Origin of the sequence: Actinoplanes sp. NPDC048796 (assembly GCF_040650035.1) — a bacterium.
Taxonomy (GTDB): domain Bacteria; phylum Actinomycetota; class Actinomycetes; order Mycobacteriales; family Micromonosporaceae; genus Actinoplanes.
In genome coordinates this window covers 86,692-110,977 of sequence record NZ_JBEZGO010000004.1, presented here as the reverse complement: position 1 = coordinate 110,977, position 24,286 = coordinate 86,692, and the positions used below count along the sequence as shown (strand labels likewise).

General features: G+C 70.3%; 23 protein-coding genes and 3 pseudogenes. 12 read left to right on the top strand and 14 right to left on the bottom strand.

The window, feature by feature from the left end; translation table 11 throughout:
* Positions 1-79: 79 nt before the first annotated feature.
* Positions 80-1,024, top strand: a complete 945-nt coding sequence (locus tag AB0C26_RS19105) for a class I SAM-dependent methyltransferase (protein ID WP_360248558.1) — start codon at positions 80-82, stop codon at positions 1,022-1,024.
* A gap of 72 nt (positions 1,025-1,096) precedes the next feature.
* Here AB0C26_RS19105 and AB0C26_RS19100 read toward each other — a convergent pair.
* Positions 1,097-1,459, bottom strand: a pseudogene (locus tag AB0C26_RS19100) (SAM-dependent methyltransferase); the annotation flags it as partial.
* Between the two features lie 271 nt (positions 1,460-1,730).
* On the opposite strand from AB0C26_RS19100, the pseudogene AB0C26_RS19095 reads away from it, so the two are divergent.
* Positions 1,731-1,958, top strand: a pseudogene (locus AB0C26_RS19095) (hypothetical protein); the annotation flags it as partial.
* A 199-nt stretch (positions 1,959-2,157) separates the two neighbouring features.
* On the opposite strand, the gene AB0C26_RS19090 reads toward AB0C26_RS19095, so the two are convergent.
* The gene (locus tag AB0C26_RS19090; protein WP_360248556.1) at positions 2,158-2,736 is read right to left on the bottom strand and encodes an HD domain-containing protein; all 579 of its coding nucleotides are present in this window, start codon (positions 2,734-2,736) and stop codon (positions 2,158-2,160) included.
* A 13-nt stretch (positions 2,737-2,749) separates the two neighbouring features.
* Positions 2,750-3,265, bottom strand: coding sequence for a hypothetical protein (locus tag AB0C26_RS19085; RefSeq protein WP_360248554.1), 516 nt, complete (start codon positions 3,263-3,265; stop codon positions 2,750-2,752).
* 129 nt (positions 3,266-3,394) lie between these two features.
* On the opposite strand from AB0C26_RS19085, the gene AB0C26_RS19080 reads away from it, so the two are divergent.
* Positions 3,395-3,865, top strand: a complete 471-nt coding sequence (locus tag AB0C26_RS19080; RefSeq protein ID WP_360248552.1) for a nucleoside deaminase — start codon at positions 3,395-3,397, stop codon at positions 3,863-3,865.
* Here AB0C26_RS19080 and AB0C26_RS19075 read toward each other — a convergent pair.
* A complete protein-coding gene (locus AB0C26_RS19075; protein ID WP_360248550.1) occupies positions 3,862-4,713 on the bottom strand; it encodes an MEDS domain-containing protein in 852 nt (283 codons plus the stop codon). The two genes, AB0C26_RS19080 and AB0C26_RS19075, sit on opposite strands and share 4 nt — an antisense overlap.
* A gap of 115 nt (positions 4,714-4,828) precedes the next feature.
* The gene (locus AB0C26_RS19070; protein ID WP_360248548.1) at positions 4,829-5,971 is read right to left on the bottom strand and encodes an LCP family protein; all 1,143 of its coding nucleotides are present in this window, start codon (positions 5,969-5,971) and stop codon (positions 4,829-4,831) included.
* 133 nt (positions 5,972-6,104) lie between these two features.
* On the opposite strand from AB0C26_RS19070, the gene AB0C26_RS19065 reads away from it, so the two are divergent.
* From AB0C26_RS19065 to AB0C26_RS19055, 3 genes are all read left to right on the top strand, one after another.
* Positions 6,105-7,049: a glycosyltransferase family 2 protein gene (locus AB0C26_RS19065; RefSeq protein WP_360248546.1), complete on the top strand. Its 945-nt coding sequence runs from the start codon at positions 6,105-6,107 to the stop codon at positions 7,047-7,049.
* Positions 7,042-8,142, top strand: coding sequence for a glycosyltransferase (locus AB0C26_RS19060; RefSeq protein ID WP_360248544.1), 1,101 nt, complete (start codon positions 7,042-7,044; stop codon positions 8,140-8,142). Before AB0C26_RS19065 ends, AB0C26_RS19060 begins: the two co-directional genes overlap by 8 nt.
* 105 nt (positions 8,143-8,247) lie before the next feature.
* The gene (locus tag AB0C26_RS19055; protein WP_360248542.1) at positions 8,248-8,574 is read left to right on the top strand and encodes a TraR/DksA C4-type zinc finger protein; all 327 of its coding nucleotides are present in this window, start codon (positions 8,248-8,250) and stop codon (positions 8,572-8,574) included.
* A gap of 15 nt (positions 8,575-8,589) precedes the next feature.
* Here the strand turns inward: AB0C26_RS19055 and AB0C26_RS19050 are convergent, their stop codons facing one another.
* Both AB0C26_RS19050 and AB0C26_RS19045 read right to left on the bottom strand, forming a co-directional pair.
* The gene (locus AB0C26_RS19050; protein ID WP_360248540.1) at positions 8,590-10,005 is read right to left on the bottom strand and encodes a hypothetical protein; all 1,416 of its coding nucleotides are present in this window, start codon (positions 10,003-10,005) and stop codon (positions 8,590-8,592) included.
* Positions 10,002-10,859 (bottom strand): hypothetical protein, encoded by an 858-nt coding sequence (locus tag AB0C26_RS19045; RefSeq protein WP_360248538.1) that lies wholly within the window; start codon positions 10,857-10,859, stop codon positions 10,002-10,004. The genes AB0C26_RS19050 and AB0C26_RS19045 overlap by 4 nt, the downstream gene beginning before the upstream one ends.
* A gap of 195 nt (positions 10,860-11,054) precedes the next feature.
* Here AB0C26_RS19045 and rho point away from each other — a divergent pair.
* Positions 11,055-12,113: pseudogene (gene rho, locus AB0C26_RS19040) on the top strand (transcription termination factor Rho); the annotation flags it as partial.
* A 149-nt stretch (positions 12,114-12,262) separates the two neighbouring features.
* Here rho and AB0C26_RS19035 read toward each other — a convergent pair.
* Complete coding sequence (locus AB0C26_RS19035; RefSeq protein ID WP_360248536.1) at positions 12,263-12,490, bottom strand: hypothetical protein; 228 nt, start codon at positions 12,488-12,490, stop codon at positions 12,263-12,265.
* 560 nt (positions 12,491-13,050) lie between these two features.
* Between AB0C26_RS19035 and AB0C26_RS19030 the strand changes: the two genes are divergently transcribed.
* The 3 genes from AB0C26_RS19030 to AB0C26_RS19020 all read left to right on the top strand — a co-directional run bounded on the left by AB0C26_RS19030 (position 13,051) and on the right by AB0C26_RS19020 (position 14,886).
* Complete coding sequence (locus AB0C26_RS19030) at positions 13,051-13,461, top strand: hypothetical protein (RefSeq protein ID WP_360248534.1); 411 nt, start codon at positions 13,051-13,053, stop codon at positions 13,459-13,461.
* Between the two features lie 419 nt (positions 13,462-13,880).
* Positions 13,881-14,132 carry a hypothetical protein gene (locus tag AB0C26_RS19025; RefSeq protein WP_360248532.1) on the top strand — a complete coding sequence of 84 codons (252 nt, stop codon included), beginning with the start codon at positions 13,881-13,883 and terminating at the stop codon, positions 14,130-14,132.
* A gap of 10 nt (positions 14,133-14,142) precedes the next feature.
* Positions 14,143-14,886, top strand: coding sequence for a serine hydrolase (locus AB0C26_RS19020; protein WP_360248531.1), 744 nt, complete (start codon positions 14,143-14,145; stop codon positions 14,884-14,886).
* 168 nt (positions 14,887-15,054) lie between these two features.
* On the opposite strand, the gene AB0C26_RS19015 is transcribed toward AB0C26_RS19020, so the two are convergent.
* Positions 15,055-16,893, bottom strand: coding sequence for an adenylyl cyclase (locus AB0C26_RS19015; RefSeq protein WP_360248529.1), 1,839 nt, complete (start codon positions 16,891-16,893; stop codon positions 15,055-15,057).
* Between the two features lie 386 nt (positions 16,894-17,279).
* Positions 17,280-17,807, bottom strand: a complete 528-nt coding sequence (locus AB0C26_RS19010; RefSeq protein ID WP_360248527.1) for a hypothetical protein — start codon at positions 17,805-17,807, stop codon at positions 17,280-17,282.
* A 35-nt stretch (positions 17,808-17,842) separates the two neighbouring features.
* Between AB0C26_RS19010 and AB0C26_RS19005 the strand changes: the two genes are divergently transcribed.
* A complete protein-coding gene (locus tag AB0C26_RS19005) occupies positions 17,843-18,226 on the top strand; it encodes a VOC family protein (protein WP_360248525.1) in 384 nt (127 codons plus the stop codon).
* A gap of 69 nt (positions 18,227-18,295) precedes the next feature.
* Here the strand turns inward: AB0C26_RS19005 and AB0C26_RS19000 are convergent, their stop codons facing one another.
* Entirely contained in the window at positions 18,296-21,691 is a 3,396-nt protein-coding gene (locus AB0C26_RS19000) for a bifunctional proline dehydrogenase/L-glutamate gamma-semialdehyde dehydrogenase (protein ID WP_360248523.1), read from the bottom strand.
* Positions 21,692-21,783: 92 nt separating this feature from the next.
* On the opposite strand from AB0C26_RS19000, the gene AB0C26_RS18995 reads away from it, so the two are divergent.
* Positions 21,784-22,713 (top strand): LysR family transcriptional regulator, encoded by a 930-nt coding sequence (locus AB0C26_RS18995; protein WP_360248521.1) that lies wholly within the window; start codon positions 21,784-21,786, stop codon positions 22,711-22,713.
* Here the strand turns inward: AB0C26_RS18995 and AB0C26_RS18990 are convergent.
* Genes AB0C26_RS18990 through AB0C26_RS18980 form a run of 3 tightly spaced genes read right to left on the bottom strand, consistent with a single transcriptional unit; the run spans position 22,595 to position 24,278 of the window.
* Positions 22,595-23,311, bottom strand: a complete 717-nt coding sequence (locus AB0C26_RS18990) for a potassium channel family protein (RefSeq protein WP_360248519.1) — start codon at positions 23,309-23,311, stop codon at positions 22,595-22,597. The two genes, AB0C26_RS18995 and AB0C26_RS18990, sit on opposite strands and share 119 nt — an antisense overlap.
* Positions 23,308-23,757: an RDD family protein gene (locus tag AB0C26_RS18985; RefSeq protein ID WP_360248517.1), complete on the bottom strand. Its 450-nt coding sequence runs from the start codon at positions 23,755-23,757 to the stop codon at positions 23,308-23,310. The genes AB0C26_RS18990 and AB0C26_RS18985 overlap by 4 nt, the downstream gene beginning before the upstream one ends.
* Positions 23,754-24,278 carry a hypothetical protein gene (locus AB0C26_RS18980; protein ID WP_360248515.1) on the bottom strand — a complete coding sequence of 175 codons (525 nt, stop codon included), beginning with the start codon at positions 24,276-24,278 and terminating at the stop codon, positions 23,754-23,756. Before AB0C26_RS18980 ends, AB0C26_RS18985 begins: the two co-directional genes overlap by 4 nt.
* Between the last annotated feature and the right edge of the window lie 8 nt (positions 24,279-24,286).

Here is a 24,286-nt window from a genome sequence, read left to right as displayed (position 1 = left end):
AGGTGGGTCTCAACAGCAGCGTTCCGGCGGCGTTCGTGGTATTTCCGCGCCACCGCCCGCAGGCCTCTAGGGTGGCCTTATGCGGTGGACCACCAAGGCCCGTATCCAGCGGATCTGCGCCGCGGCGCCCGGCGGCGACCTCGCCTACCGGCAGATCCAGCGCCGCCTCGGCCGCCTCGCCGCCGACCCGTTCCGCCGCCTGCCGCAGCACGCCGAGATGATGCGCCACCTGGCCGGCCTCGGCCTGAAGCTCGACGGCATGCGCTGTCTGGAGATCGGCACCGGCCACCTGCCGATCGCACCGGTCGCCATGCACCTCTGCGGCGCCCGCGAGGTCGTCACCGTCGACCTGCACCGTCGCCTGCAACCCGACCTGACCACCCAGATGCTGCACAAGATGGTCAAGGCCGAGGATCGAATTCTTTCCCTGTACGAGGGCCTGGTACCACCCGCCGCCCTCCGGGCGCGACTCTCCGTGATCGCCGGCCTGGCCGACCGCCCGCGTGAGCTGTTCCGCCGGATCGGCGTCCGCTACCTGGCCCCCGGCGACGCCGCCCGCATGCCGGACCCCGACGGCAGCTTCGACCTCAGCTTCTCCATGACCGTTTTTGAACACGTCACACCGCGCGCGCTGCAAGCCATCCTGTCCGAGTCGCGCCGCCTGCTCGCCCCGGCCGGCTTCGCCGCGCACCTCATCGATCCCAGCGACCACTTCGCCCACCAGGACCCGTCCATCACCCGGATCAACTTCCTGCGCTACTCGCCGAAGCAGTGGACCCGCCTGGCCGGCAACGAGTACGCCTACTGCAACCGCCTGCGCGCCCCCCAGCTGATCCGCATGGTCGCCGACGCCGGCTTCGGCCTGGAACGCTGCGACCGTGTCGTCGACGAGGCGTCCCGCGCGGCCCTGGACGGCGCTTTCCCCGTACACAAGGATTTCGAAGCCTTCGATCCGGTCGACCTGTGCACCACCGAGCTGACGGTCTACGCCCGCCCCAAGGTCTTCGCGCCCACACCCGCGTAGCCGTCGACGTCGCGGCCGCCCGAAGTCGAGACCGTCACCGGCCCGCTCGACAACGGAGTCCACCTCCCGCAGATCACCCTCGACAACCCGCACACCACGGTCGCGCACCAGCGCCCGAGCATGCCCGACCACCAGCGGATCGTTGTCGACATACCCGGTCCGGCTCCCCGCCGGCACCACCTCATGCGTGTTACCCGCGGCCGGCAGCCCGCTGCCGATGTAAGGAACTGCCGAACCCCTGGCTCCCCGAGAAACCCGACCGCCCGCCGCAGAAACCCCCGGGTCTCCCGCGCCGCCTCCACGATCTCGGGAAACACGGCCCGCACCTGATCCCCCACCCGCCGATCAACCGCGAAGTTGTCCTTCCCCCCCAAGCCAGTAGTTCCAGACCCGAGCCGAATGCGGAAAGCTGGTGTCCACTGTGTAGTCACTCACCCGCCCAGTCTGGCACCGCGCTTCCTACCCCGCCTGCCGCTCATCCCCGAGGTGCCTCCACTCCCCCAGCTCGCCCCCGGCACCGCGCGCTTGGCGCACGCGCCCGCCCCCTCTCATGCGGCGCCTCACGCAAGTCCGCACCGCCCACGCGCCCATCCCTGCCCCGAGCGCCGGCCACCGCACGTTCCCCAGCTGTCGCGAAGCTTCTGAACCGGGACTGTGCCAGGAGAGGTGTTTCCGGCCCGACACGCCGGGCTGAAGACCTGGCGGGATGGGCACCGTGAGTGATGACACCGAACGTTACGAATCCACGGCAGAAGACCGAGGTGACGGCCGGCAGTTGTCGCCTGAGCCGGCCGCCGCGGCGGCGATGGTGGCCGCGGCCAAGGCCCGCGGACTGGAACTGACCGGCCCGAATGTCCTGCTGTTCACCAAGAGTGTTCTCCAGACGGCGTTGAACGCGGAGATGACCGAGCATCTCGGTCAGGAGAAGAACCAGGCCGTGCCGGACCTCGAGTGGGCCGGCAGTTGGGCGTGCGTCACGAGGCCCTGCGCCCCCGGCTGGGGCGGGGTCGGTGAGACGGGCGGCGCAGGCGGGCCCAGGACGAGGACGACAGGAGCGACGCCGGCGCGCTCTCCGGGAGACCGGGAACGCCGTCTTCCGCCACCGCCCGTCTTCGTGGCGGCGGGTGGGGTGGTCAGGTCAGCGCGTGTCCGTAATGCTGTGCCAGGTCTGACAGCTCGGGCTGGCCGAAGTCGCGGATCAGTTCGTCGAAGCGCTCGGCCTTGGCCGGGCCGAACCGGATGAGGTCGGCGCGGTAGGTTGCGGCGCTCACGAACACCGGCGGCGTTGTCTTGCTGTGGAACTTGTCGGCGTACATGACCAGGGTCTCCTCAGGGCTGCCGGGCGTGTAGTCGCCCGGCGGCAACGGCAGGCCCTGCCGCTCGATGTCCTCTCGGGTGATGCCCACGCCCGTGTGACACGAGCAGAAGCGCTGCAACGGCTCGGGTAGGCCGGATCCGCGCAGCAGCTCGTGGCCGAGCAAGCCGTGCCTCAGGTAGCTTTCGCCCACCGCGAGCCGGTAGACGCCGATGTCGTGCAGCAGTGCGCCCGCCCGCACCAGCGCGACGTCGACCTCGCCCTCTCGGCCGCGCAGCAGCCGCTCGGCCACCTCGCACACGATCTGGCAGTGCGTGTGGACGAGCTCGAACGCTTCCCGGCTCGGCGCATGGCGCTCGTGCAGCGCCCGAATTTCCTCATCCGTGGGGATCTCCATGATCCCGTCGACTCTAGCCGTCGCTCGTCACTGCGGGCCGGTAGTCGAATGTCACGGACAACGTCGTCTCGACCGCGGCGTCGTAGTCGACGAAGGCGGAGTAGACGTGCCGGTCCTCGGTGCCGTAGCTGTCGAAGATGCCGCCCTCCCCCGGTGACGCCACGACGTCCTGGCAGGCGGTCGCGACCTCGGCCGGGGCCGGATGCGCCACGGCGCGCACGGTCCAGTCGGCCAGCGCACCACAGACCTCGCCCGCCGACGCGGGCGTCACCGTCGTGGTCCAGCTGACGGCGAACCGCCCCGTCTCCTCGTTGACGACGATCGGCCCGTACGCCTTGCCCCGCGCCTCGAGCAGCGTCACCGGCGTGCCGGCCTGGCCCCGGCCGGCCGGCCCGCCGAGGGCGGCCACCTGGCGCGCCACCACCTCGGCGGCCCCCGGCCCGCGCGGCCGCAGCAACAGCCAGCCCCCGCCGGAAACCACCACGACAGCCACCACGAGGGCGGCGATTTTCCCCGTTGACCTGGACATGGGTCAATGGTCCTCAGGGCGTTCCGGCTGGTCAACGTGGGGGTGCTGTCGGTCATCTCTCGGGGCCGGGAGTAAGCGGAACGCTCTCCTCGAGGCGTCACATGATCCACAGAACGTATGGTGGTGATCATGGACGTGGACGTGGACAACCGTTATCTGGAGCGCGCCATCGAACTCGCCTGGGAGGCCCGCCGGCGGGGCGACCACCCCTTCGGCGCGCTGCTCCTGACCCCGGACGGCACGACGCTCGAGGCGCGCAACAGCGTGGTCACCGGCCAGGACGCGACCGGCCACGCCGAGACCAACCTCGTACGGCTGGCCGGGTCCCTGTCGTTCGAGGAACTGTCCGGCAGTGTGCTGTACACCAGCACCGAGCCGTGTGCCATGTGTTCGGGGGCGATCTACTGGTCGGGCATCGGCCGTGTCGTCTTCGCGCTCTCCGAGGCCGACCTGGCCGGCCTGGTCGAGGAGGAGGAAGGCGTTCCGCCGCTGCGGTTGCCGTGCCGGGAGGTGTTCGCCCATGGTGGCCGCGAGATCGTCGTGGACGGGCCCGTGCCCCGGCCCGACGCCACCGCCGTACACGACGGCTTCTGGAATTAACGCATCGCCTCGCTGGTGAGGCCGTGGAAGCGCAGGAGGCGGCCCACCACGGGCAGGCAACCGCGCACCCGCATGCGGTTGTCGCTGGCGGTCACCGCCTGGATGAGCACGCGGGCCGCGGACGTGTCGGCGAAACGCAGGGCGGTGACGTCGACGACGGCCTCCTCGCCGTCCGGCTCCAGGTCGGCGATGACCCCGGCCAGCACCGACTCCAGCGCGTAGCGGTTCGACATGTCGGCTTCGCCGCTGAGCTTGACGCCGTACGGCTCGGTGGTGCGCCGGCAGCGCAGCGACGACGCCGGGTCGAACGGCAGCAGCGGGCCGGCCGCGCCCGGATGGGCCAGCGCCAGGCGGCGCAGGGTCAACGGATCGAAGAGCCTTCGGTCGTACGCGCACACGCCCGCCACGAAGCCGTCGACGAACAGCTCGTTGATGCGGAACTCGTACCGGTCCAGGGATTCCGCGCCCGGCACACCCCGGGCCGCCCACGACATGTCGCCGACCACCCGCAGGCCCCCGTAGCCCTCGTCGCGGGCGTTCTGCTTCTCGGCCAGGAAATGCTCGACGGTCGCCGCCGCGTCGAACGAGCCGCCGGCGAGGTAACTGCCCTCGGGCGTCCGCGCCACCAGTTGGCCGGTGGCCAGGGCGCTGCGCGGGGATACGCCGCGGTTCATCAGCCCGTCCAGGACCATCTCGGGCGACGGGCCCAGGTAGCAGACCTTCTGCCGGAGGCGCAGGCCGGACGCGAGAACGTCGACGGCCACGTCCAGCCGTACGGCGTCGTCGTCGACGGTCCAGCAGACGTGGTCACCGAGTTCGAGCTGATCGAGAACACCCAGCCCGCCCAACGCGACACCCCCTCAGGTCCGCGCCGCTCCTCCTGGTCGCGAAGTGTCGTTCACCGTACGCTACGAAACGTCACCGGTGTGTGACCCGTACGGGTGAAGTCGCGGCCGACGCCGTTCAGGTCGCCGCGACCCACGTGGGGTGCGCCGCCGCGAATTGCGCGACCGTGTCGTTTCGGGCCGCTCGGAGCAGGTCCAGGCTGTCGTCGCTGAGCAGCTGGACACTGCCCACGCCGGGGATGTTCTCGCTGTTGAACTTGCCGTCGTTGGTCTTCAGGGTGACCAGGTCGTTCGGGTTGACGCCGCGCATCGCGAAGACCCAGTCCTCGAGCGAGATGCCGCCCGAGTCGACGGTGACCGCCTTGCCGATCGCGCTGAGCAGACCGGGCAGTTTCGTCGGCGAGTCGAGGCCGTCCTTGACCGTCTGCTGCACGACCGCCTTGAGGAATTGCTGCTGGTGGCGCTGCCGCCCGTAGTCGAAGTCGTCGTTGGCGAGCAGGTCACGCTGGCGGACGAAGTCCAGCGCCTCGGTCGGTGTGAAGCAGTGGTTGCCCTTGCCGTAGAAGTTCGCCGTCACGCCTTTGATCTTGTGATTGAGGGTGCCGTCTTTGTTGATGACGTACGGGGCGGCCTGCTTGCCGTCAGCGGTGTGGCCGATGTGGATCGAGGTGGTGTCCTCGTCGACGTACATGCAGACCTTGCCCAGGACGTTGACGATCTGCTGGAAGCCCTGGAAGTCGATGATCGCGCCGGCGTCGGGAGTGATGCCGGTGAGTTTTTTGATGGTGAGCGACAACAACTCGAATCCATGGGAAAGGGCCGCATTCCCGGTCAAACCCCTACTGCCGTACGCGAAAGCGGCGTTGATCTTGTTCTTGCCGCCGGCGTATTTCTGGGCGCCGTTGTCGTAGGCCGGGATCGGCACGTAGCTGTCGCGGGGCAGCGAGATCAGGTACGCGTTCCTGTGGTCGGCCCCGATGTGCAGGAGAATGATCGAGTCGGAGCGGGTGGGCTCGCCCGGCTTGGCCGAGGCGCGCTGGTCGATGCCGACGAGCAGGATGTTCTTGGCGCCGGTGACCGACGCGTGCTTCTCGGTCTCGACCGTCGTCGACGACCCGAGCAGGTTCTCCTGCTTGATCGAGTTCGTGGCCGCGCTGACAGTGGCCTGGAGGGCGATCACCGAGCCGCCGCCCGCGATCACGAGCAGGGCGCCGAAGCCCACGCACCAGCGCGCCCACCGGGGGCTCTTCTTCTTCCGCACGCTCCAGCCTCCCTCGGGCTGATCAAAAGCCGATGAGAGTTCGCTGCGGAGTTGCTGAGATCACCCCTGGCATTCACCGAGGCTCCCTAATGTCCGGTTTTCCGCGACTCCCAGCCCTCGTAAGCAGGTCGACATGTCCTCACAGCCGGACGTCAGCGTCGTCATCCCGACGCGCAACCGCCCGGAGCTCGCCGTCCGCGCCGTGCGGAGCGCGCTCGGGCAGACGCACCACGATCTCGAGGTCATCGTCGTCATCGACGGCCCGGACCCGTTGTCGGCGGCGGCGCTCGCCGCCGTGGATGACGATCGTTTGCGGGTCATCGAGCTCCCCGAGAGCGGAAAAGCGCCGAATGCCCGCAATCAGGGCGTCCACCACGCGTACGGCAGATGGGTCGCCCTGCTGGACGACGATGACGAGTGGCTGCCGGAGAAGATCGAGACGCAGCTGGCACTCGCGGCGACCTCGAAGCTGGCCTCGCCGATCGTGGCCACGCGGATGATCAGCCGGACGCCCCGGGCCGACTCGGTCATGCCGCGCCGCCTGCCCGAGCCCGGCGAACCGCTCAGCGAGTACCTGACCGTGCGGCGGGGCCTGTTCTACGGCGACGGTTTCATCCAGACCTCGACCATCATGGCCCCCACCGAACTGCTGCGCCGGGTGCCGTTCACGGTCGGCCTGCGCCGGCAGCAAGAGCTCGACTGGACGCTGCGCGCGCTGCGGCACGAGGACGTCGAGCTGCTGTACGCCCCCGAGGCGCTCGTGCTGTGGCACCAGGACGAGAACCGCGAGCGGATCAGCCTGCAGAACCCGTGGGAGGAACAGCTCGAATGGCTGCGCGCCAGCCGGGAGCTGTTCACCCCGCGCGCGTACGCTGCCTTCACGATGAGCGTCCTGAGCTCCATGGCCGCGCCGACGCGCAGCACCCGGGTCTTCCGCGAGATCCTGACCGAGGCGCGGGAGCACGGCCGCCCCGGCGCGATCGACTACGTGACGTACCTGCAGATCTGGGCGCTGCCCCCGGCCGTTCGGCACCGCCTGCGCGACGTCGTGCTGGGCCGGAAGACCGCCGATGCCTGAGGCGCCCCGGCGGGTCGCGGTCTGGCGCAGCGCCATGCTGCCCGCCTCCGAGACCTTCATCCGCAACCAGGCCGACAACCTGACCCGCTGGCGGCCCGTCTACGTGGGCGCCACCAAGGTCGAGTCGACGCTGGCCCGCGACACCGACCTGATCGCCTACCCGTCGCCGGCCGACCGCCGCCCGTTCCTGCGGTTGCGCCTGACCGGCAGCTCCCCCCGCCTGCGCCTGCTGCTGGCCGGCGCCGAGCCCGACCTGGTGCACGCCCACTTCGGCGGCGACGGCTGGCTGGTCTCCGGTGAGACGAAACGCGTCGGCGTGCCCCTGGTGGTCACCCTGCACGGCCACGACGTGACCCGCCAGCCGCTGTCGCCGGGCGCCCACGGCCTGCGGTACCGCCGCAACCTGCGCGCCGTCTTCCAGCGCGCCGACCTGCTGATCGCCGTCTCGGAGGTGATCCGCCAGAAGGCGATCGGCTGGGGCGCCGACCCGGCCAAGGTCCGGGTACACCACACCGGCGTGCCCGTGCCCGCGTCGGTACCGTCCGCCGGGAAACGCTGGGACGTCGCATTCGTCGGCCGCTTCGTCGAGAAGAAGGGCGCCGACGACCTGATCGCCGCCCTGGCCGCGCTCGGCTCGGCCAAGGCGATCCTCATCGGCGACGGCCCGCTGCTTCCCGAGATTCGGTCGTACGCCGCCCGGGCCGGCACCGACGCGACGTTCACCGGCGCCCAGCCCGCGTCCGAGGTCTACCGCCTGCTGGCCGAGTCCCGGGTCCTGGCCGCCCCGTCGAAAACCGCCGCCGACGGCGACACCGAGGGCCTGCCCACCACCATCGTCGAGGCCGCGGCCCTGGGCCTCCCGGCGGTGTCGACGGTGCACAGCGGCATCCCCGAGGCCGTCCTCGACGGCGAGACGGGCTTGCTGGGCCCGGAGGGCGACCGCGAGGCCCTGACGGCCAACCTGCGCAAGCTCCTGGACGACGACACCCTCCGCGTCACCATGGGCGAGCGGGCCCGCGCCCACGCCGAGGCGAACTTCAACGTCGCCACCCAGTCCCGCCGCCTCGAGGACCTTTACGACGCGCTCCTTTGACCGGCGGTGCCACCATGCGCTCACAGACCCTGAGGTCGTCGTTTCAGAAGGTCTCCCCCGGCGCCGACCGCATCCAGGTCCGCAAGACGGGCCTACAGTTGAGTGATGGCCCGGGATGAGTTGCTGCGGCTGAAGTCGAGCGCCGAGGAGGACGCGGCGACGCTGGCTCGCGATCTGGAGGCGGTGTTCGCGGCGTCGCGGGACTCGAACGCCGACGACGAGCACGACCCGGAGGGCGCCACCATCGGCTTCGAGCGGGCCCAGCTGACCGCGCTGCTGGCCGCCGCCCGCGACCGGATCGCCGAGGTCGACGACGCGCTGCGCCGCGTGGACGACGACACCTACGGCGTCTGCGAACGCTGCGGAAAGCCGATCGGCGCCGAACGGCTCGAGGTGCGGCCGTTCGCCCGGTTCTGCATGAGCTGCGCCTAGCAACCGCCGGAAACGCTACCCGCGGCCCCGTTTCACCACCGCCCGCACGGCTCGGCGGCCCGCCTTGAGGCCGCCGAGGACGGCCTTTCCGGGGGCGGTGGCCGACAAAACCGCGTTGATCTGGCGGACGCGCTTGAGTTCGGCGTCGCGGCCGCGGATCTGCCGTTCGTAGAACTCGTGCCTGGCTCGGGCCTCGGCCAGTTCGCGGGCCAGGCGGTCGCGGTCGGCGGTCAGCTCGCGGACGGCTCCCGGGGCGGTGCGGGGCGGCCGCGGCGGGATGGCCGCGGGCTCGACCTCCCGGCCGGTCATGCCGGCGATCAGCGCGGTCAGTTCCGCTTCATCGGCCGGCGCCGGCCACAGGCCCGCGATGTCGCCCTCAACGGCAGCCGCGGCGAACTGACGCAACGCCACCAGCGGGTCGCCGCCGGCAGCCAGCGGGATCAGGTCACCGCCGTCCGGAATCAGCGAGGTCCCGTCGCCGGGTGGGACGACGACGATCTGGGCCGCCACCACGCCGGCGGCGGGGCTCTTCTGCCAGCGGGTCAGCAAGGTGCGCATGGTGGGCAGGTCGCGCTGCTGGGCGGCCACGAAGAGCAGGTCCTCCAGCGTGCGCCCGCGGGGCAGCTCGCCCGCCGAAAGGGCGCGGCCGTCCACCACCGCCTCGGGCGTTTCCGGGCCGCCGGTGTCACGGTCGGCGATCACGACCCAGGACGGGGCCAGGTCGGCGGCGAGGCCGTGCCGCAGGGCCCGGGTGGCCAGCGTGGCCGGGTCGGCCAGGGCGTTCTCGAGGTGGAAGCCGGCCAACGTCGCGGTCAGGAAGCCGGACACGTCGCGGTCGGCCAGCAGGGTGCGGCTGAGCAGGGCGCCGCCGTACGCGGCGTACTCCCGCTCGGCGGACAGGCCGGCCCCGGCCAGGCGGTCGCGCAGGGCGGCCAGGCCGGCCGGGCGCCGGGGGTCGCGGTCGTCGGGGACCAGCCACTCGTCGTCGGTCAGCGCTCGGGGCGGGGTCAGCAGCCGGTGCAGGCCGAACAGGTTCTCCACGGCCAGCAGCAGGCGGCCGCCGGGGCGCAGCATCGACAGCAGATGGGCCAGGCGCTCGTCCCAGCCGTCCAGCGTCTCCGCCTCGACCGAGCAGAGCCGGTCCAGGCCGTCCAGGGCCACGATCGTGTCGAACGCCGGGGACGCCGCCGCCTTCTCCAGACTGCCGCACCACACCGGTACGCCGAGCGCGGCCACCGTTTCGGCGTCGGCCTGGCCGCGGAGCAGGACGGTGACCCGGTCGGCCGGCAGGGCGGCGACGAACTCTCGCGTGTGGGGGCCGGCCACGAGCGTACGACCGCTGATTGTCTTGGCCAGGGGCCGCAGGCCCGAACCCGCGGGAGCGGAATCGGACCAGCTGAGCATCTCGCCGCCGAGCAGGGTCATGGTCATGCGGTCACGGCTCCGGTGAGTTCGATGTCTTCGGTGCTGCGCGGGACCGGCCAGCCGAACAGGCGGCGCAGCTCGGCCGGCGGCAGCAGGCGGTCGGCGCCCAGCTCGGCAACGGCGACGCGGCGCGCGGTCTCGAGGTCGACCTCGGCGCCGATCATGTCAGACCACTCGCGCAGGATGCGGGCCTGCCCGCCGAACGCGGACTTCTCGTTCTCCAGCTGCATCGGGTCGCCGTAGACGGCCGGTTCGCAGCCGGCCAGCGTGCCGTAGAAGACGGCGCTGCACAGCCGATTCGAGGCCACGCGGGAATGTTTGCGCAGCTCGGCGAGTTGGCGATAGAGGAATCCGGGGTCCAGGTCTTTCCACCAGCCACCGCGGTAACCGTGGCAGATGACCCGGAAACCCGCTTTCTCGTACGTGGCCCGCACGCCCCGATCGCGGTATTCCTGCCAGTACAGGCAGACGGTCACCGGTCCCGGCTCGGTCTCCTTGATCTCGGCGATCAGGCCCTCGTGGCTGCCGAGGACGTGCTGTCCTTCCCAGCCGTGGAAGGGATACCAGATGGTTCCCTCGCGCTCGGGCGCCGGGTCCGGTTCCAGGGCCAGGAGGTACGCCCAGGGGGCACCGACCACGTACACGTCGCGCCGCCCGAGGGACCAGGCGCGCCGGCGGACCCGTTCGGACCAGACGAACTTCGCCACGCCCGGCACGAACTCGTGGTCGGGGGCGAGCCCGTCGCCGATGTTCCAGCCGTGCTGGAGGTAGCCCTGGATCCGGGGCGCCTCGGCGTCGTCGAGCCCGCAGTACCGGGCCAGGACGGCCGAGTGACCGTAGTAGTGGTTGGCATGGTGCACGCCGCATTCCATACCCCGCAGACGTACGGGGGGCAAACTCCCGGTGGCCCGCGTGTTACCGTTAGCGGCAGTTGAGTTCTGGAGTTGGCGTTCGCCCCCGGAATTCCCCGCCGTGAGTCTCCCGGCACATCTTTCCCACTCTTCTCAGGAGTGCTCTCTATGAGTGAACCCTACGTATCCACACGTGTCGATGCCTTGCTCGACATCGTCGACGACCGCGCCTGGCTGCGCGCCGACGGCTACCTGCCAGGACCGAAAGACATTCCCGTCAACATCCATGACGTACGACGTCACGGCCTCCGCCGAGGCGACCGCGTCAACGGCACCGCGAAACGGGCCGGCACCAAACCGGCCACGCTCCAGATCGACCCGGTCGGGAAACGCACCGACTTCGCCGAGCTGACCTCGCTCCACCCCCGGGAACGGCTGCGCCTGGAAACCGAGCCGCAGATCCTGACCACCCGGCTCATCGACCTGGTGACGCCCATCGGCAAGGGCCAGCGCGCCCTGATCGTCGCCCCGCCCAAGGCCGGCAAGACGATCATCCTCCAGCAGATCGCCAACGCGATCGCCGTGAACAACCCCGAATGCCACCTCATGGTCGTCCTGGTCGACGAGCGCCCCGAGGAGGTCACCGACATGCAGCGCACGGTCAAGGGCGAGGTCATCGCGGCCACCTTCGACCGCCCGCCCCAGGAACACGCGGCGGTGGCGGAACTGGCCATCGAACGCGCGAAACGCCTGGTCGAACAGGGCGAGGACGTGGTCGTCCTGCTCGACTCGATCACCCGCCTGGGCCGCGCGTACAACCTGATGGCCCGAGGAGGCGGCCGCACCCTGAGCGGCGGCCTGGACTCGACCGCCCTCTACCCGCCGAAACGCTTCCTGGGCGCGGCCCGCGCCCTCGAGGGCGGCGGCTCCCTGACCATCATCGCCACGGCCCTGGTCGAGAACGGCTCAGCCATGGACACCCTCCTCTTCGAGGAGTTCAAGTCCACCGGAAACGCCGAACTCAAGCTGGACCGCGCCCTGGCCGAGTCCCGCCAGTTCCCGGCCATCGACCTGTTCGCCTCCGGCACCCGCCACGACGAAGCCCTGTTGACCCCCAGCGAACGTGCCGTGGTCACCCAGGTCCGCCGAGCACTGGCCGGCGCCGACCGCCGAGACGCCATGAAACAGCTCCTCGACCAGCTACGGGCCACAACCTCGAACCGCGACTTCCTGCGCCGGGCCGCCCTCGCCCTGGCCGCATGAGATACATCCTCACCTGCGCCGTTTGAAACTCGACGGCTACGCCAAGCCTTGGGCGTCGCGGAGCCGTGGCAGGACCCGGACTTCATCGACTGCACAGTCGCCCTGCAACGCCACCACCAGTCGGCCGCCACCGGGGACCGCTCCCCCATCTACACGCCGGCCTCGCCCCCACACCCGCCCTGCTCGCCGAGATCAAGCTTGCGCCGAAAACACCCGGACCAGTCGGAGTACGAGATCGCGTCCATGACGGCGCGGCACGGATGCTTCGGGATTCGCCCCGGCTCCTTGATCAGCGAGAGCATCGGCTCGATGATCTCCCACTGCTCGCCAGTCAGGTCCGCCGGATACACGCGATGACGGCACACCCGGGCGACCATCTCGCAAACACTCACTAACCGAATTCACAAACCCTCCCTCGGTTTCAATAATTTGGTATGATACTTCCTTTGCCTTCGATCTTCGGGTTACGGGATAATGGTTCATGGCGCAGCTGGGGTTGTTTTCTAGGTCGATCATTTCCACAATGCGTGACTGGACTAAGGCGCGCAATTATTCGCCAAGCCTGGCAGATTTTCAGCAGGATCATCCGGAGCGTCGGCGGTGGGGCCTCAAACGGCGCCACGCGTTGAAGTTGTGTCAGTTACACGGCTGTTCGCGGAAGTGTGGAGAGTTGGGCCTACACGACCCGACCGAGCGGATACCTCCGTTGATCTGCGACGACGAGGCCCCGTGGTGGGCGTCGGCCGACGGCATTCCGACGCCTGACACAGCGCAACCCCCGGCGGCACGTCGAGAGGGGAAGCCGGCCCAGGCCCACCCACCAAGGCAGCAACCCGGGCCTGATCGGCGGCCCCAGCCACCGGCGACACCGGCCGCCACCGCCACCGCCACCGCCACCGCCACCGCCACCGCCACCGCCACCGCCACCGCCACGGTAATGATTTCCGCCGATGCAGTGGATAGCCCCGATGTAATGGCCCAAGCAAAGACGCCAGGCCCAGCGAAGACAGTGGTCCAGGGCAACACAGTAAGCCCAGACGAGACCGCGCCTCCGCCTGCGGCGGGAACCTCAACCAATGCGGCGGCCCCAGCCAAGACGGTGATCCCGGCTAACGTCGAGCGCCTGGCTGAAGCGGTGGCCGCAGACAAGGCGGCAATCCCGGCCATGGCGGCGAGCGCAGCAAATACCGTGGCCGTTGACAAGGCGGTAATCCCCGCCAAGGCAAGGAGCGCGGCCAATGCGGTGGCCGCAGCCAAAGCGGCGACCCCGTTTGGGGCGCTGACCCCGGCCGAATCGCTGACCCCAGCCAAGGAAAGGAGCGCAGGAAAAATGGCGAATCAGCGGTAGCAGTGGACCCGGCCGAAGCAGCGGAACGGGCGGTACGAGCGAGGGCGACTTTGCCGAGTGGAGTGGTGCTGCGGCCGGCGGCGGCGCACCCCCTCGAAAAGCGCGGCGAACACATCAATCGGCGGTGCCTTATTGTCCGACGGCGGGATGCGCGACGACGGTGGCGCTGGGCTGTTGCCGACAGCGGGTGGAATAGACCGAAGACGGCCGGCTCCGAGATCGCTTTGCCGCCCGTGTGAAGGAATTTCGAGGGGACCTGCGACGAGAAGCCGGCGGGGAGCAAGGCGCCGGTGGGACGCGCGGGATCGGTCGATGGGCTTCATGCTGGGCAGACTTCCGGTAGGCCGTGTCGCAATCGATGACTGACTGTGCGGCGGCGGAAACTGTTCTCGCGGCATGGGGAGGGGCTACCGTGCGGCATGGGCCTCTTCGGATGGACGCTCGTCGCCGCCGGGGTCGTTGTCGCGCTTGTTGCCGGGGCGAAAGTGCGGCGGCGGTGGGCCCGGCGGCGCGAGGAAGGGCGGTTCCGGCGGCTCATCGAGGCCGGCTGGCTGCCGTGCCCCCGGTGTGACGGGTCGGGGAAGGTTTCCACCCCGGCCGGCTATCTCGGCGCGCCCGTCTTCCACGTGTGCGGGCCCTGCGGCGGCGAAGGCATGCTGCCGCCGCTCTAGGGTCGTGCTCATGAGTGTGCGGGAAGTCGTCGAGCGGGTCGTGGCCGCGACGCCGGGCGTGCAATGGTCGATCTCGGTGCCCGGCCTGGCCGAGCACGCCCCGGATCGGAAGCTGCGGACGGCCAGCATCGGGAAGCTGCTTCTGCTCCTGGAGACCGCGAAGCGCTTCGACAGCGGGGAGCTCGACCCCCACGAGCTTCTTCGCAAGGATCCGGCGCTCGCCGTGGCCGACTCGGGGCTGTGGCATCTGCTGGCCGTGGACGCGCTGCCCGCCGCCGACGTGGCCGCGCTGGTCGCCGCGGTCAGCGACAACTACGCGACGAACGTGCTGCTCCAGCGGATCGGCCTCGACAATGTGGGCCAGGCCGCCTTCCAAGACACGGCACTGCTTGATTTCGTACGGGACAAGCGCGAACCCCATCACCCGCCCACCCTTTCCACGGGGTCGGCCCGGGAGCTGGCCGCCCTCATGCGGCGCGTCGCCACCGGGGACACCGCCGTCGAACGGCGGATGCGGGCCTGGCTGGGCACCAACACCGACCTGTCCATGGTGGCGAGCGCCTGGCACGCCGACCCGCTGTGGCATCCGGGCGAGTTCGGCAACAAGACCGGCACCGACGACGGGATCCGCGCCGACGTGGGCTTCCGCGGGCGACAGCCGTACGCCGTACTGACCAATTGGAATCCCGCCCAGGGTGACCGGACCGCCGAGGTCCTCACCGCCATGCGGGAGATCGGCGCCGCCCTGCGCTGACCGGACGAAGCCGAGTGGCAGATGTTGGACAGAACCGTTATTGGCCGATAGGACAGTGGCGGGGCGCGATGATCAAGGCAGAATTACAGGTGGGATGGGTGCCTTTCCCCGCCAGGGGGCATCCATGACAATGGGCCCGGATCACTCCGGGCCCATCCCCTTAAGCGATCACGGTGCCGGGTACTCGTTGAGGTAGACCGGCACACCGATCTTGCTGGTGTCGGCGGCCTCGCCCACGCCGTTGACGACGTGGTCGATGGTGCCGGCGGCCAGGTTGACCGTCATGATGTGGTGCAGTTTCACGCCGGGACTCCTCGGGACCTCGAAGCCGTTCTCGGTGTGGATCGACGGGTTGTTCTGGTTGAACACGTACACGCCACCGCCGTACAGCGTGTGGTTGCGCACGTGGTTGCCGACCTTGTAACCGGCGTAGCCCTCGACCTTGCCGTTCATCCAGTCGGCCTGCGTCGGCGGGTCGTACGGCAGCTCGTTCTGGTAGAGCACCGTGGTGCCCTTCTCGCCGTTCCAGACGGTGTTGTACTTCTGGAAATGCTCGACGAACAGGCCGGTCGCCACGACGTTGTCGCCGTTGATGACCGCGCCGTAGCGGCCGGTGTTGGTGTTCCACCGCTCGGTGTCGCCCGAGAAGCCCTCGACGCCGTGGTCCGCGCGCCACACCCAGGTGTGGTCGATGAGCACGTTGTCGCTGTTGACCTCGAGCGCCGTGTCGGTCTTGCCGATGTGCGGGCCGCCCACCCGGAAGTAGACGTCGCTCAGGGTCGTCGGGTTCGCCGGGGAGCTGATCTTCAGGCCGTGCTTGTCGCCGACCTGCAGCAGCGTCTTCGACTCCTTGAGACCGGCGTCGATGGTCACCCCGGCGACGATCACGCCGGGCACGTCGCCCACCTTCAGCGGCGTGGCGCCGTTGACGGCCGTCAGCGTGGCGTGGCCGATGCCGAGCACGACCTGGTTGGGCCGCCGGACCTGGATGGTCTGGTCGACGTTGTAGACGCCCGGGGTGAGCAGCAGGTTCTTGCCCAGCAGGAGCTGCGCGTTGATCAGCCACTCGGGGTCGGACGGCTTGGCGACGAAGAAGTCGCTGAGCGGGATCGTCCGGCCCTGGGTCAGGTCGGCCGCCCACGACGTGCCGCTGGTGTTGCGGTGCGCCGACGGGACACGGACGTTGTACTTGCCCTTGGCGTCGACGAACAGGTACGGCTTCTCCCGGCTGAGCGGGTTCTGCTCCAGGGTGGTGTACGGCGGGTTGGGGAACGCCGCGTCGTCCGGCGCGCCCTGGACCCCGGCGAAGACCTGGTTCCAGACGCCGTTCGACCACTGGCCGACACTGCTGTTGCGGGTCAGCCACTGCTGCTGCGAGCCGTTGGTGACGTTGCCGAACGCCGAGTCGGCGATGAAGCCGCCGCTGGCGTACTGCGGGCCGGCCGTGCAGTAGTCCATCAGGGTGAACCCGCCGTCGACCTTGAGCCGGCGCATCGAGACGGCCTGGGAGACCGCCCAGAAGTTCGCGCCGGCCCGGCAGCCGTCCTGGCCGGCGCCGTTGACCTTGATGGACAGGTTCGACAGCGTACGCCAGAAGTTGACCAGGGCCAGGCAGTTGCTGGTGCCGCCGTCGGCCAGGCAACGGTTGTAGACCTCCACCTTGCCGTTGATGACGACGTCGGTGGGTGACGCGCCGAGGCCGGAGACCTCGGTGTAGTAGCCCACCTTGATCTGCAGCGGGTGCTCGTCGGTGCCGTACGTGCCCGGCTTGAACAGGAACGCGTACCGCTGCGTGCCCATCTCGTTGTCGACCTGCTGGGCGTGCGCGGCGTCGAGCTTGGCCTGGATCTCGGCGATCGGGGTGCTCGGGTCGAAGATCGTAACGTTGGCGCCGAGCGACGGGGCGCTCTTGGTTGCCGTGGAGGGTGAAGCTGAGGCAGAGGTGCCGGTGAGCGAGGCCGCGGTGACCACGGTCAGCCCGACGGCGAACAGACGCCGAAGGCGCATGCGGTGGGTCCTTCCGTTAACGGGGAGGCAACAAACTGGATCACAGGAAGCAATAGACGCCGTGGCATGTCAAGAGATGCCCATGCGTGAATCGCCAGTGTTCGGACATCTCGCCGCGGTTCCGGAACCGACGTTGCCCGAACGGTCATCAGCCCTGGACCTTCGACGCCGGTACCGGTTCCGGGATCGGTGTCGGAAACTCGCCGGGACGGGCGCCAAGCCGCAAGCCCTTCGCGGAAGATCTCGGCATGCCGCTGTTGCACCCGCTCGCAGTGGTGGCCGGCAACGTCGCCGGGCACCGGGTTCTTCGCGGTTCGCGTGAACCTCTGCAACCGCTGTCCCTCGGGGATCGACAGCGCGCCCGAAACCGGCTCAGAAGCGACGGATCAACGGCCAACGTTCTCAGAAGGGGCATCAGGTTCGATGATCTGCCCGGCTTGGCGCATCGCCGCCCAGAACTGTGCGTTGCCGGGCCATCGGCGATCCCCGAGGTGTTCGAGTTGCCGGTAGGCGTCGACGAGACGTCCCGTACGGAGGTGAATGCTCAACGTAGCCGCGGATCCACTGGGAATCCCCACGACCGATCGCAGTGCCGCCCGCAAGTGCGCGAGAGCCGCCTGATGCCGATCATCGAGGACGGCGTCCGGCTCGAAGTAGCCGAGCAGGACAAGCAGATCGACGCCGTCGGCTTCCCGCTCGGGAGGGAACGCATCCCACAGACCCGCGAACTGCCGTAGGCGGTCCACCGCTTCTTCGCGACGGGAGCCGGCCGCGACGCAGACGGCAATCGCGGCAGCATCAGGGTCGGCGCCGTCCCGCAACAGATGGAGAAACGTCGCCCGTACGCCATCGCCCTCGGCCAGGCCTCGACCGGCGGATTCAACCCACCGCGCGTCGTCAGGCTCGGGAAGCATCACATGATCCTATGCGGAGCCACTATCGTGGCCCGATGGCGTCGGTGAGGAAGATCCAGGTCACGTTCGACTGTGCTGATCCCGTGCGGGTCGGCCGCTTCTGGTGCGAGGTTCTGGGCTACGTGGCGCCGCCGGAGGAGGACGACTCCTCGTTCGCCATCGTGGACCCCACCGGGGAAGGGCCTCGGCTCTACTTTCAGCGCGTGCCCGAGGGCAAGGTCGTCAAGAACCGGGTGCATGTGGATGTACGGGTCGGCACCGGCCTCGTCGGGGCCGAGCGCCTGGCCGCCCTCGAGGCCGAGAGCGCCCGGCTCGAGGCACTGGGCGCCACGCGGGTCCGTCTGCTGCTCGCCGACGAGGACAACGAGTCCTGCCAGGTGATGCAGGACGTCGAGGGCAACGAGTTCTGCCTCGACTGAGCCTGTCTGATCGAGATCGAACGAGGCCCTCCCCAACCTGGTGGTGGGAAGGGCCTCGGATACGGCCGGTTACAGGGCCGTGGTGGCCAGGCGGTCCGGGTTGCCGAACCGGTGGGCGGTGATGCTGACCGCCTGCTCGTGCAGGAACGGCAGCATCTCGATGCGGCCGGACTCCGTCACCGGGCCGTGCCAGACGGCCAGGTCGGGGCGGCCTCCGGTGGCCGCCGTGAGCTGGGCCAGGGAACCGCCGATCAGGCGTACCCGGCTGACGCCGTCCAGGTTGCCGGCGAAGGTGGCGTCGTCCTCCACCTGGACCGGCACCGGGAGGTCGACCGGCACGGGGACCGCCGACGAGATGCGGAGCGGTGCTCCGGCCCGCAGGCCGGCCGCGACCACGCGCAGCAGCTGCTCGACCGGGGCGCCCGCGGCCAGGCGGACCGTGACCGGGACGGGCACGTAGCGCAGCACGTTGCGTTCCGCCCACAGGCCGGACACGTCGGCCAGCTGGCCGAACTCGGCCGCCCAGGCCGCGGCGTCGCTGCGGGCCGCGCGGGCCAGGAACTCGCTGTCCGTCGCGGCCAGCAACGCGCGCACCGCGGGGTGGTCGGCCGTCGCGGTCGCCGTCGACGGGGCCGGCTCGAAGCGGGACAGGCCGATCAGGTAGTTGGGGCCGCCCGCCTTGGTGCCCGCGCCCACCGCGGAGCGCTTCCAGCCGCCGAACGGCTGGCGGCGGACGATCGCGCCGGTGATGCCGCGGTTGACGTACAGGTTGCCCGCCTCGATCCGGTCGAGCCAGGTGCCCAGGTCGTCCGGGTCGAGGGTGTGCAGGCCCGACGTGAGGCCGTAGTCGACCTCGTTGACCAGGTCGATCGCCTCGTCCAGGGTGGACGCCGTCATGATGCCGAGGATCGGGCCGAAGTACTCCGTGCGGTGGTACTCGGAGCCTCGGCGGACGCCGTCGCGGACACCGGGACTCCACAGGCGGCCGCTGTCGTCGAGCTCGCGCGGCTCCAGCAGCCAGCTCTCGCCGGGGCCGAGCTTGGTCAGGCCGTCGAGCAGTTTGCCGGCGGCGGGTTCGATGACCGGGCCGACCTGGCTCTCCGGGTCGGACGGCCAGCCCACGGTCAGCGACTCGACCGCGTCGATCAGCTGGTGGCGGAAGCGCTGCGAGCGGGCCACCGAGCCGACCAGCACGACCAGCGACGCGGCCGAGCACTTCTGGCCGGCGTGCCCGAAGGCCGAGGACACCACGTCCTTCACGGCCAGGTCGAGGTCGGCGCTCGGGGTGACGATGATGGCGTTCTTGCCGCTGGTCTCGGCCAGCAGGGGCAGGTCGGGGCGGAAGGACCGGAAGAGCTGGGCCGTCTCGTACGCTCCGGTCAGCACCACCCGGTCGACGAGCGCGTGGCCCACGAGCTGGCGGCCCAGCGCCTGCTCCTCGACCTGCACCAGGGTGAGCAGGTCGGCGTCGGGCAGGACCGGCTTGATGATCTCGGCGAGCAGTGCTCCGCATCGTTCGGCCGGACCGGCCGGCTTGAGGGCCACGGCCGAGCCGGCGGCCAGGGCGGCCAGCACCGAGCCGGCCGGGATGGCCACCGGGAAGTTCCAGGGCGGGGTGACGAGGGTCAGCTTCTCCGGTACGTGGGTGGCGCCGTCGATGTCGTCGAGGCCGGCCGCGAGTTCGCCGTAGTAGTGGGCGAAGTCGATGGCCTCGGAGACCTCGGGGTCGGCCTGGTCGGCCGTCTTGCCGGTCTCGGCCGCCATCACCTCGATGAGGTCGGCCCGCCGGGCTTCGAGGGCGTCGCCGACGCGGTGCAGGATCTCGCCGCGTAGTGAGCCGGGCAGCGAGCCCCAGTTGGCGGCGGCCGCGACGGCGGCGTTCAGCCGGGAGTCGAGCTGCGACTCGGTGGTCACGCGGGCCGCGGCGATCGCGGCCACGCCGAGTTCGGACGAGGGTACGCGGGCCAGGACCGCGCGGACAAGGTCGCGGTTGGCCGCGACGGAGGGGTCGGTGTCGGGGGTGTTCTCGAAGTGGCCGGGCTTGGAGGGGGCCACGGCGGCGAACCGGTCGGCCACGCGGTGCGGCGGGGGCACGGTGTCGTCGAGAGCGTTCAGCGACGCCAGGAAACGGTCGCGCTCGCGGGCGAACAATGCCTCGTTCTTGTCCAGCTCGAAGACCGCCGACATGAAGTTGTCGCTGCTCGCGCCCTCTTCGAGACGGCGGATCAGGTACGCGATGGCGACGTCGAACTGCTCCGGGCGTACGACCGGGGTGTACAGCAGCAGACCGCCGACCTCGCGCCGGACCACCTCGGCCTGGCCCTCGGCCATGCCGAGAAGCATTTCGAATTCGATTCCCGGCCGTACGCCTCGCCGACCGGCCAGCAGCCAGGCGTACGCGACGTCGAAGAGGTTGTGGCCGGCGACGCCGAGCCGGACGTTGCCGATCCGGTCGGGGTGCAGGGCGTAGTCGAGGACGCGCTTGTAGTTGGTGTCGCTGTCCTGCTTGGTGTTCCAGGTGGCCAGGGGCCAGCCGTGCACGTTCGCCTCGACCTGCTCCATCGGCAGGTTCGCGCCCTTGACCAGGCGGACCTTGATGCCGGCGCCGCCGTCCGCGCGGCGAGCGGCCGCCCACTCCTGCAGGCGGATCATCGCGGCCAGGGCGTCCGGGAGGTACGCCTGCAGGACGATGCCGGCCTCCAGGTCGCGCAGCTCCGGCTTCTCGAGCAGGCGGGTGAAGACCGCGATCGTGAGGTCGAGGTCCTTGTACTCCTCCATGTCGAGGTTCACGAACTTCTTGGTGGGCGCGGTGGCGGCCAGCCGGAACAGCGGGGTCAGCTGCTCCACGATGTGGCCGACGGCCTCGTCGAACGCCCACGGGTTGTGCGGGGCGACGGTGGCCGACACCTTGATCGAGACGTAGTCGACGTCGGGCCGGCCCAGCAGCCGCTCGGTCTCGCGCAGGCGGCGGGTGGCCTCCCCGCGACCCAGGACGGCTTCGCCCAGGAGGTTCACGTTCAGCCGTACGTCACGCCTCTTGATCCTGGAAATGGCCTTGCCGAGCTTGGCGTCGGTGGCGTCGACGATCAGGTGGCCGACCATGCGGCGCAGCACGCGGCGGGCGATCGGGACGACCACGCCCGGCATGACCGGCGCCAGGGCGCCACCGAGACGCACCGCGGCGCGCAGCGGGGCCGGCAGGAAGCGCGGCACGTCCGGCGCGAGGGTGTGCAGGGCGCGGGCGCTGACCTTCAAGTCCTCGGGGCGGACGACGCCGTCGACGAACCCGACCGTGAAGGCGAGGCCCTTGGGGTCCTTCAGGACGCCGGCGAGTTGCGCGGCGGAACCGCCCACCGGGATCGTCGCGGCCTCGTGCAGCCAGCGGCGGACCAGGGCAACCGCCTCGTCGGCGAGTTCGTTGTCCGCGGCCGGGGTGTTGGCCGGGGAGTGGGCGACGTCAGTCATGCCGAAAGTGTCCTTCCGAGTTCCGTTCAGGAAAAGCGACGGTTCATGACGAGTACTCTTCAGTTCTTCTTACGCTTTATTCAGGGGTGCGCATGCTTGAGATCCGGCGTCTGGTGCTGCTGCGCGAGCTGGCCATCCGCGGCACCATCGCGGCCGTCGCCGAGGCCCTGAACTTCTCTCCCTCGGCCGTGTCGCAGCAGCTCAGCCTGCTGGAGAAGGAGGCCGGCATGCCGCTGCTGCGCAAGGCCGGCCGCCGGGTCCAGCTCACCCCGCAGGCCGAGGTGCTGGTGGCCTCGGTCGACGAGGTGCTCGACACCCTGGAGCGGGCCGAGGCCCGCCTGCAGGCCGCCGGTACGCGCGTGAGCGGCCGGGTGCGCGTCGCGGTGTTCCAGTCCGCGGCGCTGGCGCTGATGCCGGCCACCCTGCTCGCCATGGCCACCCGCTTTCCCGACGTCCGGGTCGAGATGGTGCAGCGCGAACCCGAGGAGGCGCTGCGCGAGACCTGGGCCCGCGACTTCGACATGGTGATCGCAGAGCAATACCCGGCGCACGCCGCGCCACACCACTCCGGCCTCGATCGCCGTCCGCTGACCACCGACCCGATCCGTCTCGCGTTGCCGGCCGCCGAGGTCGCGCTGCGTCCGGTGGCGTCGTTGGCCGAGGCCCGGCACATGCCGTGGGTGATGGAGCCGCGCGGTGCCGCCTCCCGGCATTTCGCCGAGCAATTGTGCCGCAGCACCGGCTTCGAACCGGACGTACGCTACGAGACCGCCGACCTGCAGGCACACATCCGCCTGGTCGAGTCGGGCAACGCGGTCGCGCTCATCCCGGACCTGGTGTGGGCGGGCCGGCAGACGTCGTGCCGCCTGCTCGACCTGCCGCTGCGGCCGCGGCGGACCATCTTCACCGCTCAGCGGGTGGCGGGGGCGGCGTCGCCGGCGGCGCGGGCGTTCCGGACGGCTCTGGAGGAGACGGCGAGTTCCGGTGCCACAATCGCGGACGCCACGCCTCCACCACCTTAGCCACCGCCGTGACCAGGAAGAGCTGGCCGACCAGGGCCTCCAGCACGGCCAGGGTCTGCCCCGGGTTGCCGGCCGGCACGACATTGCCGTACCCCGTGGTGGTCAGCGTGACGAAGCTGAAGAACAGCGTGTCGGCCAGGTCTCCGTCGCCCACCCCCCGGCCGAAGAACGGGCCCGGCTGCAGCGTCGCTATGCAGCGATAGGCAAACCCGAAAGCCATTCCCAGCATGAGGTACGCCGAGAGCGCCCCCAACATCAGTTCCCGGTCGGCGTCGGGACGGCGGGCCACGTCGCGCACGATCGCGATCGGCGCGATCAGGTAGAGCGCGCTGCTGGTGATGAAGGTGGCGGCGGTGAGCACCCGGTTGCCGTCGGTGATCGCGTTCCAGGCGGCGGTCATCAGCGCCAGCACCAGCACCACGCTGGCCACGGCCCGGATGCCCCGGCGGAGGGCGGAGACCCGCAGCGTGTACCAGACGGTGCCGACCTGCACGAGCAGAACGATCGAGATCGACCAGTACCCGCTGAGCGAGGTGGCGAGCACGTAGGTGGTGGCGATCAGGATGATCACCGGCAGGTACGAGCGCTTCGGCGTCATTCCGGGCTCAGGCGCAGCACCGCGGTCCGGGCGATCTTGTCGTGGATCGCCTGGTGGCGGCGGTCGACGAGGATCCAGGCGGCCCCGATCGGAAAATATCCCAGCACCAGGCCGCGGACCAGCGCGGCCAGCCAGCCCACCGGCCGGCCGCCGGCGGTGACCACCCGCAGGCCCAGCAGCGCCATGCCCGGGGTGCGCCCGGCGAGCAGCCAGAACACCGCGCAGTAGACGCCGAAGACGGCCGGCAGCGCCAGCGCGAACGTGGTGGCCAGCAGCGTCTGCGTCTCCCGGACGAGGAACCCGGCCAGCTCACCGACCAGGGCCAGCACCGCGATGGCGGCGGTGCCGAAGCCGGTGACGATCAGGGCGTCGATGACGTAGGCGATCAGGCGGCTGACCGGCCCGGCGTAGACCTTCACCGGCCGCGCCAGGCCGGTGTCGCTCACCGCGGGTCGGCCGGGGGCACCGGGACCGGGTCGCCGCCGCGCCGCAGCACGCGGGTGGTGACCCGGTCGACCGCGGTGTCCCCGGCCGCGGCGCCGTTACGGATGCGGCCGACCAGTTCGTCGACCATGGTGTCGCGCTGGCCGCGCACGAGCGGCTGGATCCGTTCCGGTTCCTCGGCCAGCAGGGCGAGCACATCGTCCAGGATCGTCCGGACCAGCGGCCGCAGCACCCGTTCGAGCTGCGCGTCGACCACCCGGTCGGCCAGCTCGGAGGTCGCCACGGCCATGACTGCGGCGTCGAACGCCGCCTTGGCGCGCGCGGTCCGCCCGAGCAGTTCCGCCGAGGCCTGCTCCCGCTCGGTGGCGCCGCGCCCGGCGAGCCCGTTCACGTTCGCACTCAACCGGCCGGCCGCCCCGGCCCCCGCCTCACGCACCTCGACGAGGATTCGCACCGTCGCGTCCTGCGCCTGGAAGACCGCGCCCAGCGCCGCGTCACGCCACTTGCCGAGACCGTCTGCCATCGCGCTCA

Excerpts from the sequence above, each read along its gene's own strand:
- AB0C26_RS19105 (WP_360248558.1), top strand. The coding sequence starts at position 80 with ATGCGGTGGACCACCAAGGCCCGTATCCAGCGGATCTGCGCCGCGGCG.
- AB0C26_RS19090 (WP_360248556.1), bottom strand. The coding sequence starts at position 2,736 with ATGGAGATCCCCACGGATGAGGAAATTCGGGCGCTGCACGAGCGCCAT.
- AB0C26_RS19085 (WP_360248554.1), bottom strand. The coding sequence starts at position 3,265 with ATGTCCAGGTCAACGGGGAAAATCGCCGCCCTCGTGGTGGCTGTCGTG.
- AB0C26_RS19080 (WP_360248552.1), top strand. The coding sequence starts at position 3,395 with ATGGACGTGGACGTGGACAACCGTTATCTGGAGCGCGCCATCGAACTC.
- AB0C26_RS19065 (WP_360248546.1), top strand. The coding sequence starts at position 6,105 with ATGTCCTCACAGCCGGACGTCAGCGTCGTCATCCCGACGCGCAACCGC.
- AB0C26_RS19060 (WP_360248544.1), top strand. The coding sequence starts at position 7,042 with ATGCCTGAGGCGCCCCGGCGGGTCGCGGTCTGGCGCAGCGCCATGCTG.
- AB0C26_RS19055 (WP_360248542.1), top strand. The coding sequence starts at position 8,248 with ATGGCCCGGGATGAGTTGCTGCGGCTGAAGTCGAGCGCCGAGGAGGAC.
- AB0C26_RS19050 (WP_360248540.1), bottom strand. The coding sequence starts at position 10,005 with ATGACCATGACCCTGCTCGGCGGCGAGATGCTCAGCTGGTCCGATTCC.
- AB0C26_RS19035 (WP_360248536.1), bottom strand. The coding sequence starts at position 12,490 with ATGGTCGCCCGGGTGTGCCGTCATCGCGTGTATCCGGCGGACCTGACT.
- AB0C26_RS19030 (WP_360248534.1), top strand. The coding sequence starts at position 13,051 with ATGATTTCCGCCGATGCAGTGGATAGCCCCGATGTAATGGCCCAAGCA.
- AB0C26_RS19025 (WP_360248532.1), top strand. The coding sequence starts at position 13,881 with ATGGGCCTCTTCGGATGGACGCTCGTCGCCGCCGGGGTCGTTGTCGCG.
- AB0C26_RS19020 (WP_360248531.1), top strand. The coding sequence starts at position 14,143 with ATGAGTGTGCGGGAAGTCGTCGAGCGGGTCGTGGCCGCGACGCCGGGC.
- AB0C26_RS19015 (WP_360248529.1), bottom strand. The coding sequence starts at position 16,893 with ATGCGCCTTCGGCGTCTGTTCGCCGTCGGGCTGACCGTGGTCACCGCG.
- AB0C26_RS19010 (WP_360248527.1), bottom strand. The coding sequence starts at position 17,807 with ATGCTTCCCGAGCCTGACGACGCGCGGTGGGTTGAATCCGCCGGTCGA.
- AB0C26_RS19005 (WP_360248525.1), top strand. The coding sequence starts at position 17,843 with ATGGCGTCGGTGAGGAAGATCCAGGTCACGTTCGACTGTGCTGATCCC.
- AB0C26_RS19000 (WP_360248523.1), bottom strand. The coding sequence starts at position 21,691 with ATGACTGACGTCGCCCACTCCCCGGCCAACACCCCGGCCGCGGACAAC.
- AB0C26_RS18995 (WP_360248521.1), top strand. The coding sequence starts at position 21,784 with ATGCTTGAGATCCGGCGTCTGGTGCTGCTGCGCGAGCTGGCCATCCGC.
- AB0C26_RS18990 (WP_360248519.1), bottom strand. The coding sequence starts at position 23,311 with ATGACGCCGAAGCGCTCGTACCTGCCGGTGATCATCCTGATCGCCACC.
- AB0C26_RS18980 (WP_360248515.1), bottom strand. The coding sequence starts at position 24,278 with ATGGCAGACGGTCTCGGCAAGTGGCGTGACGCGGCGCTGGGCGCGGTC.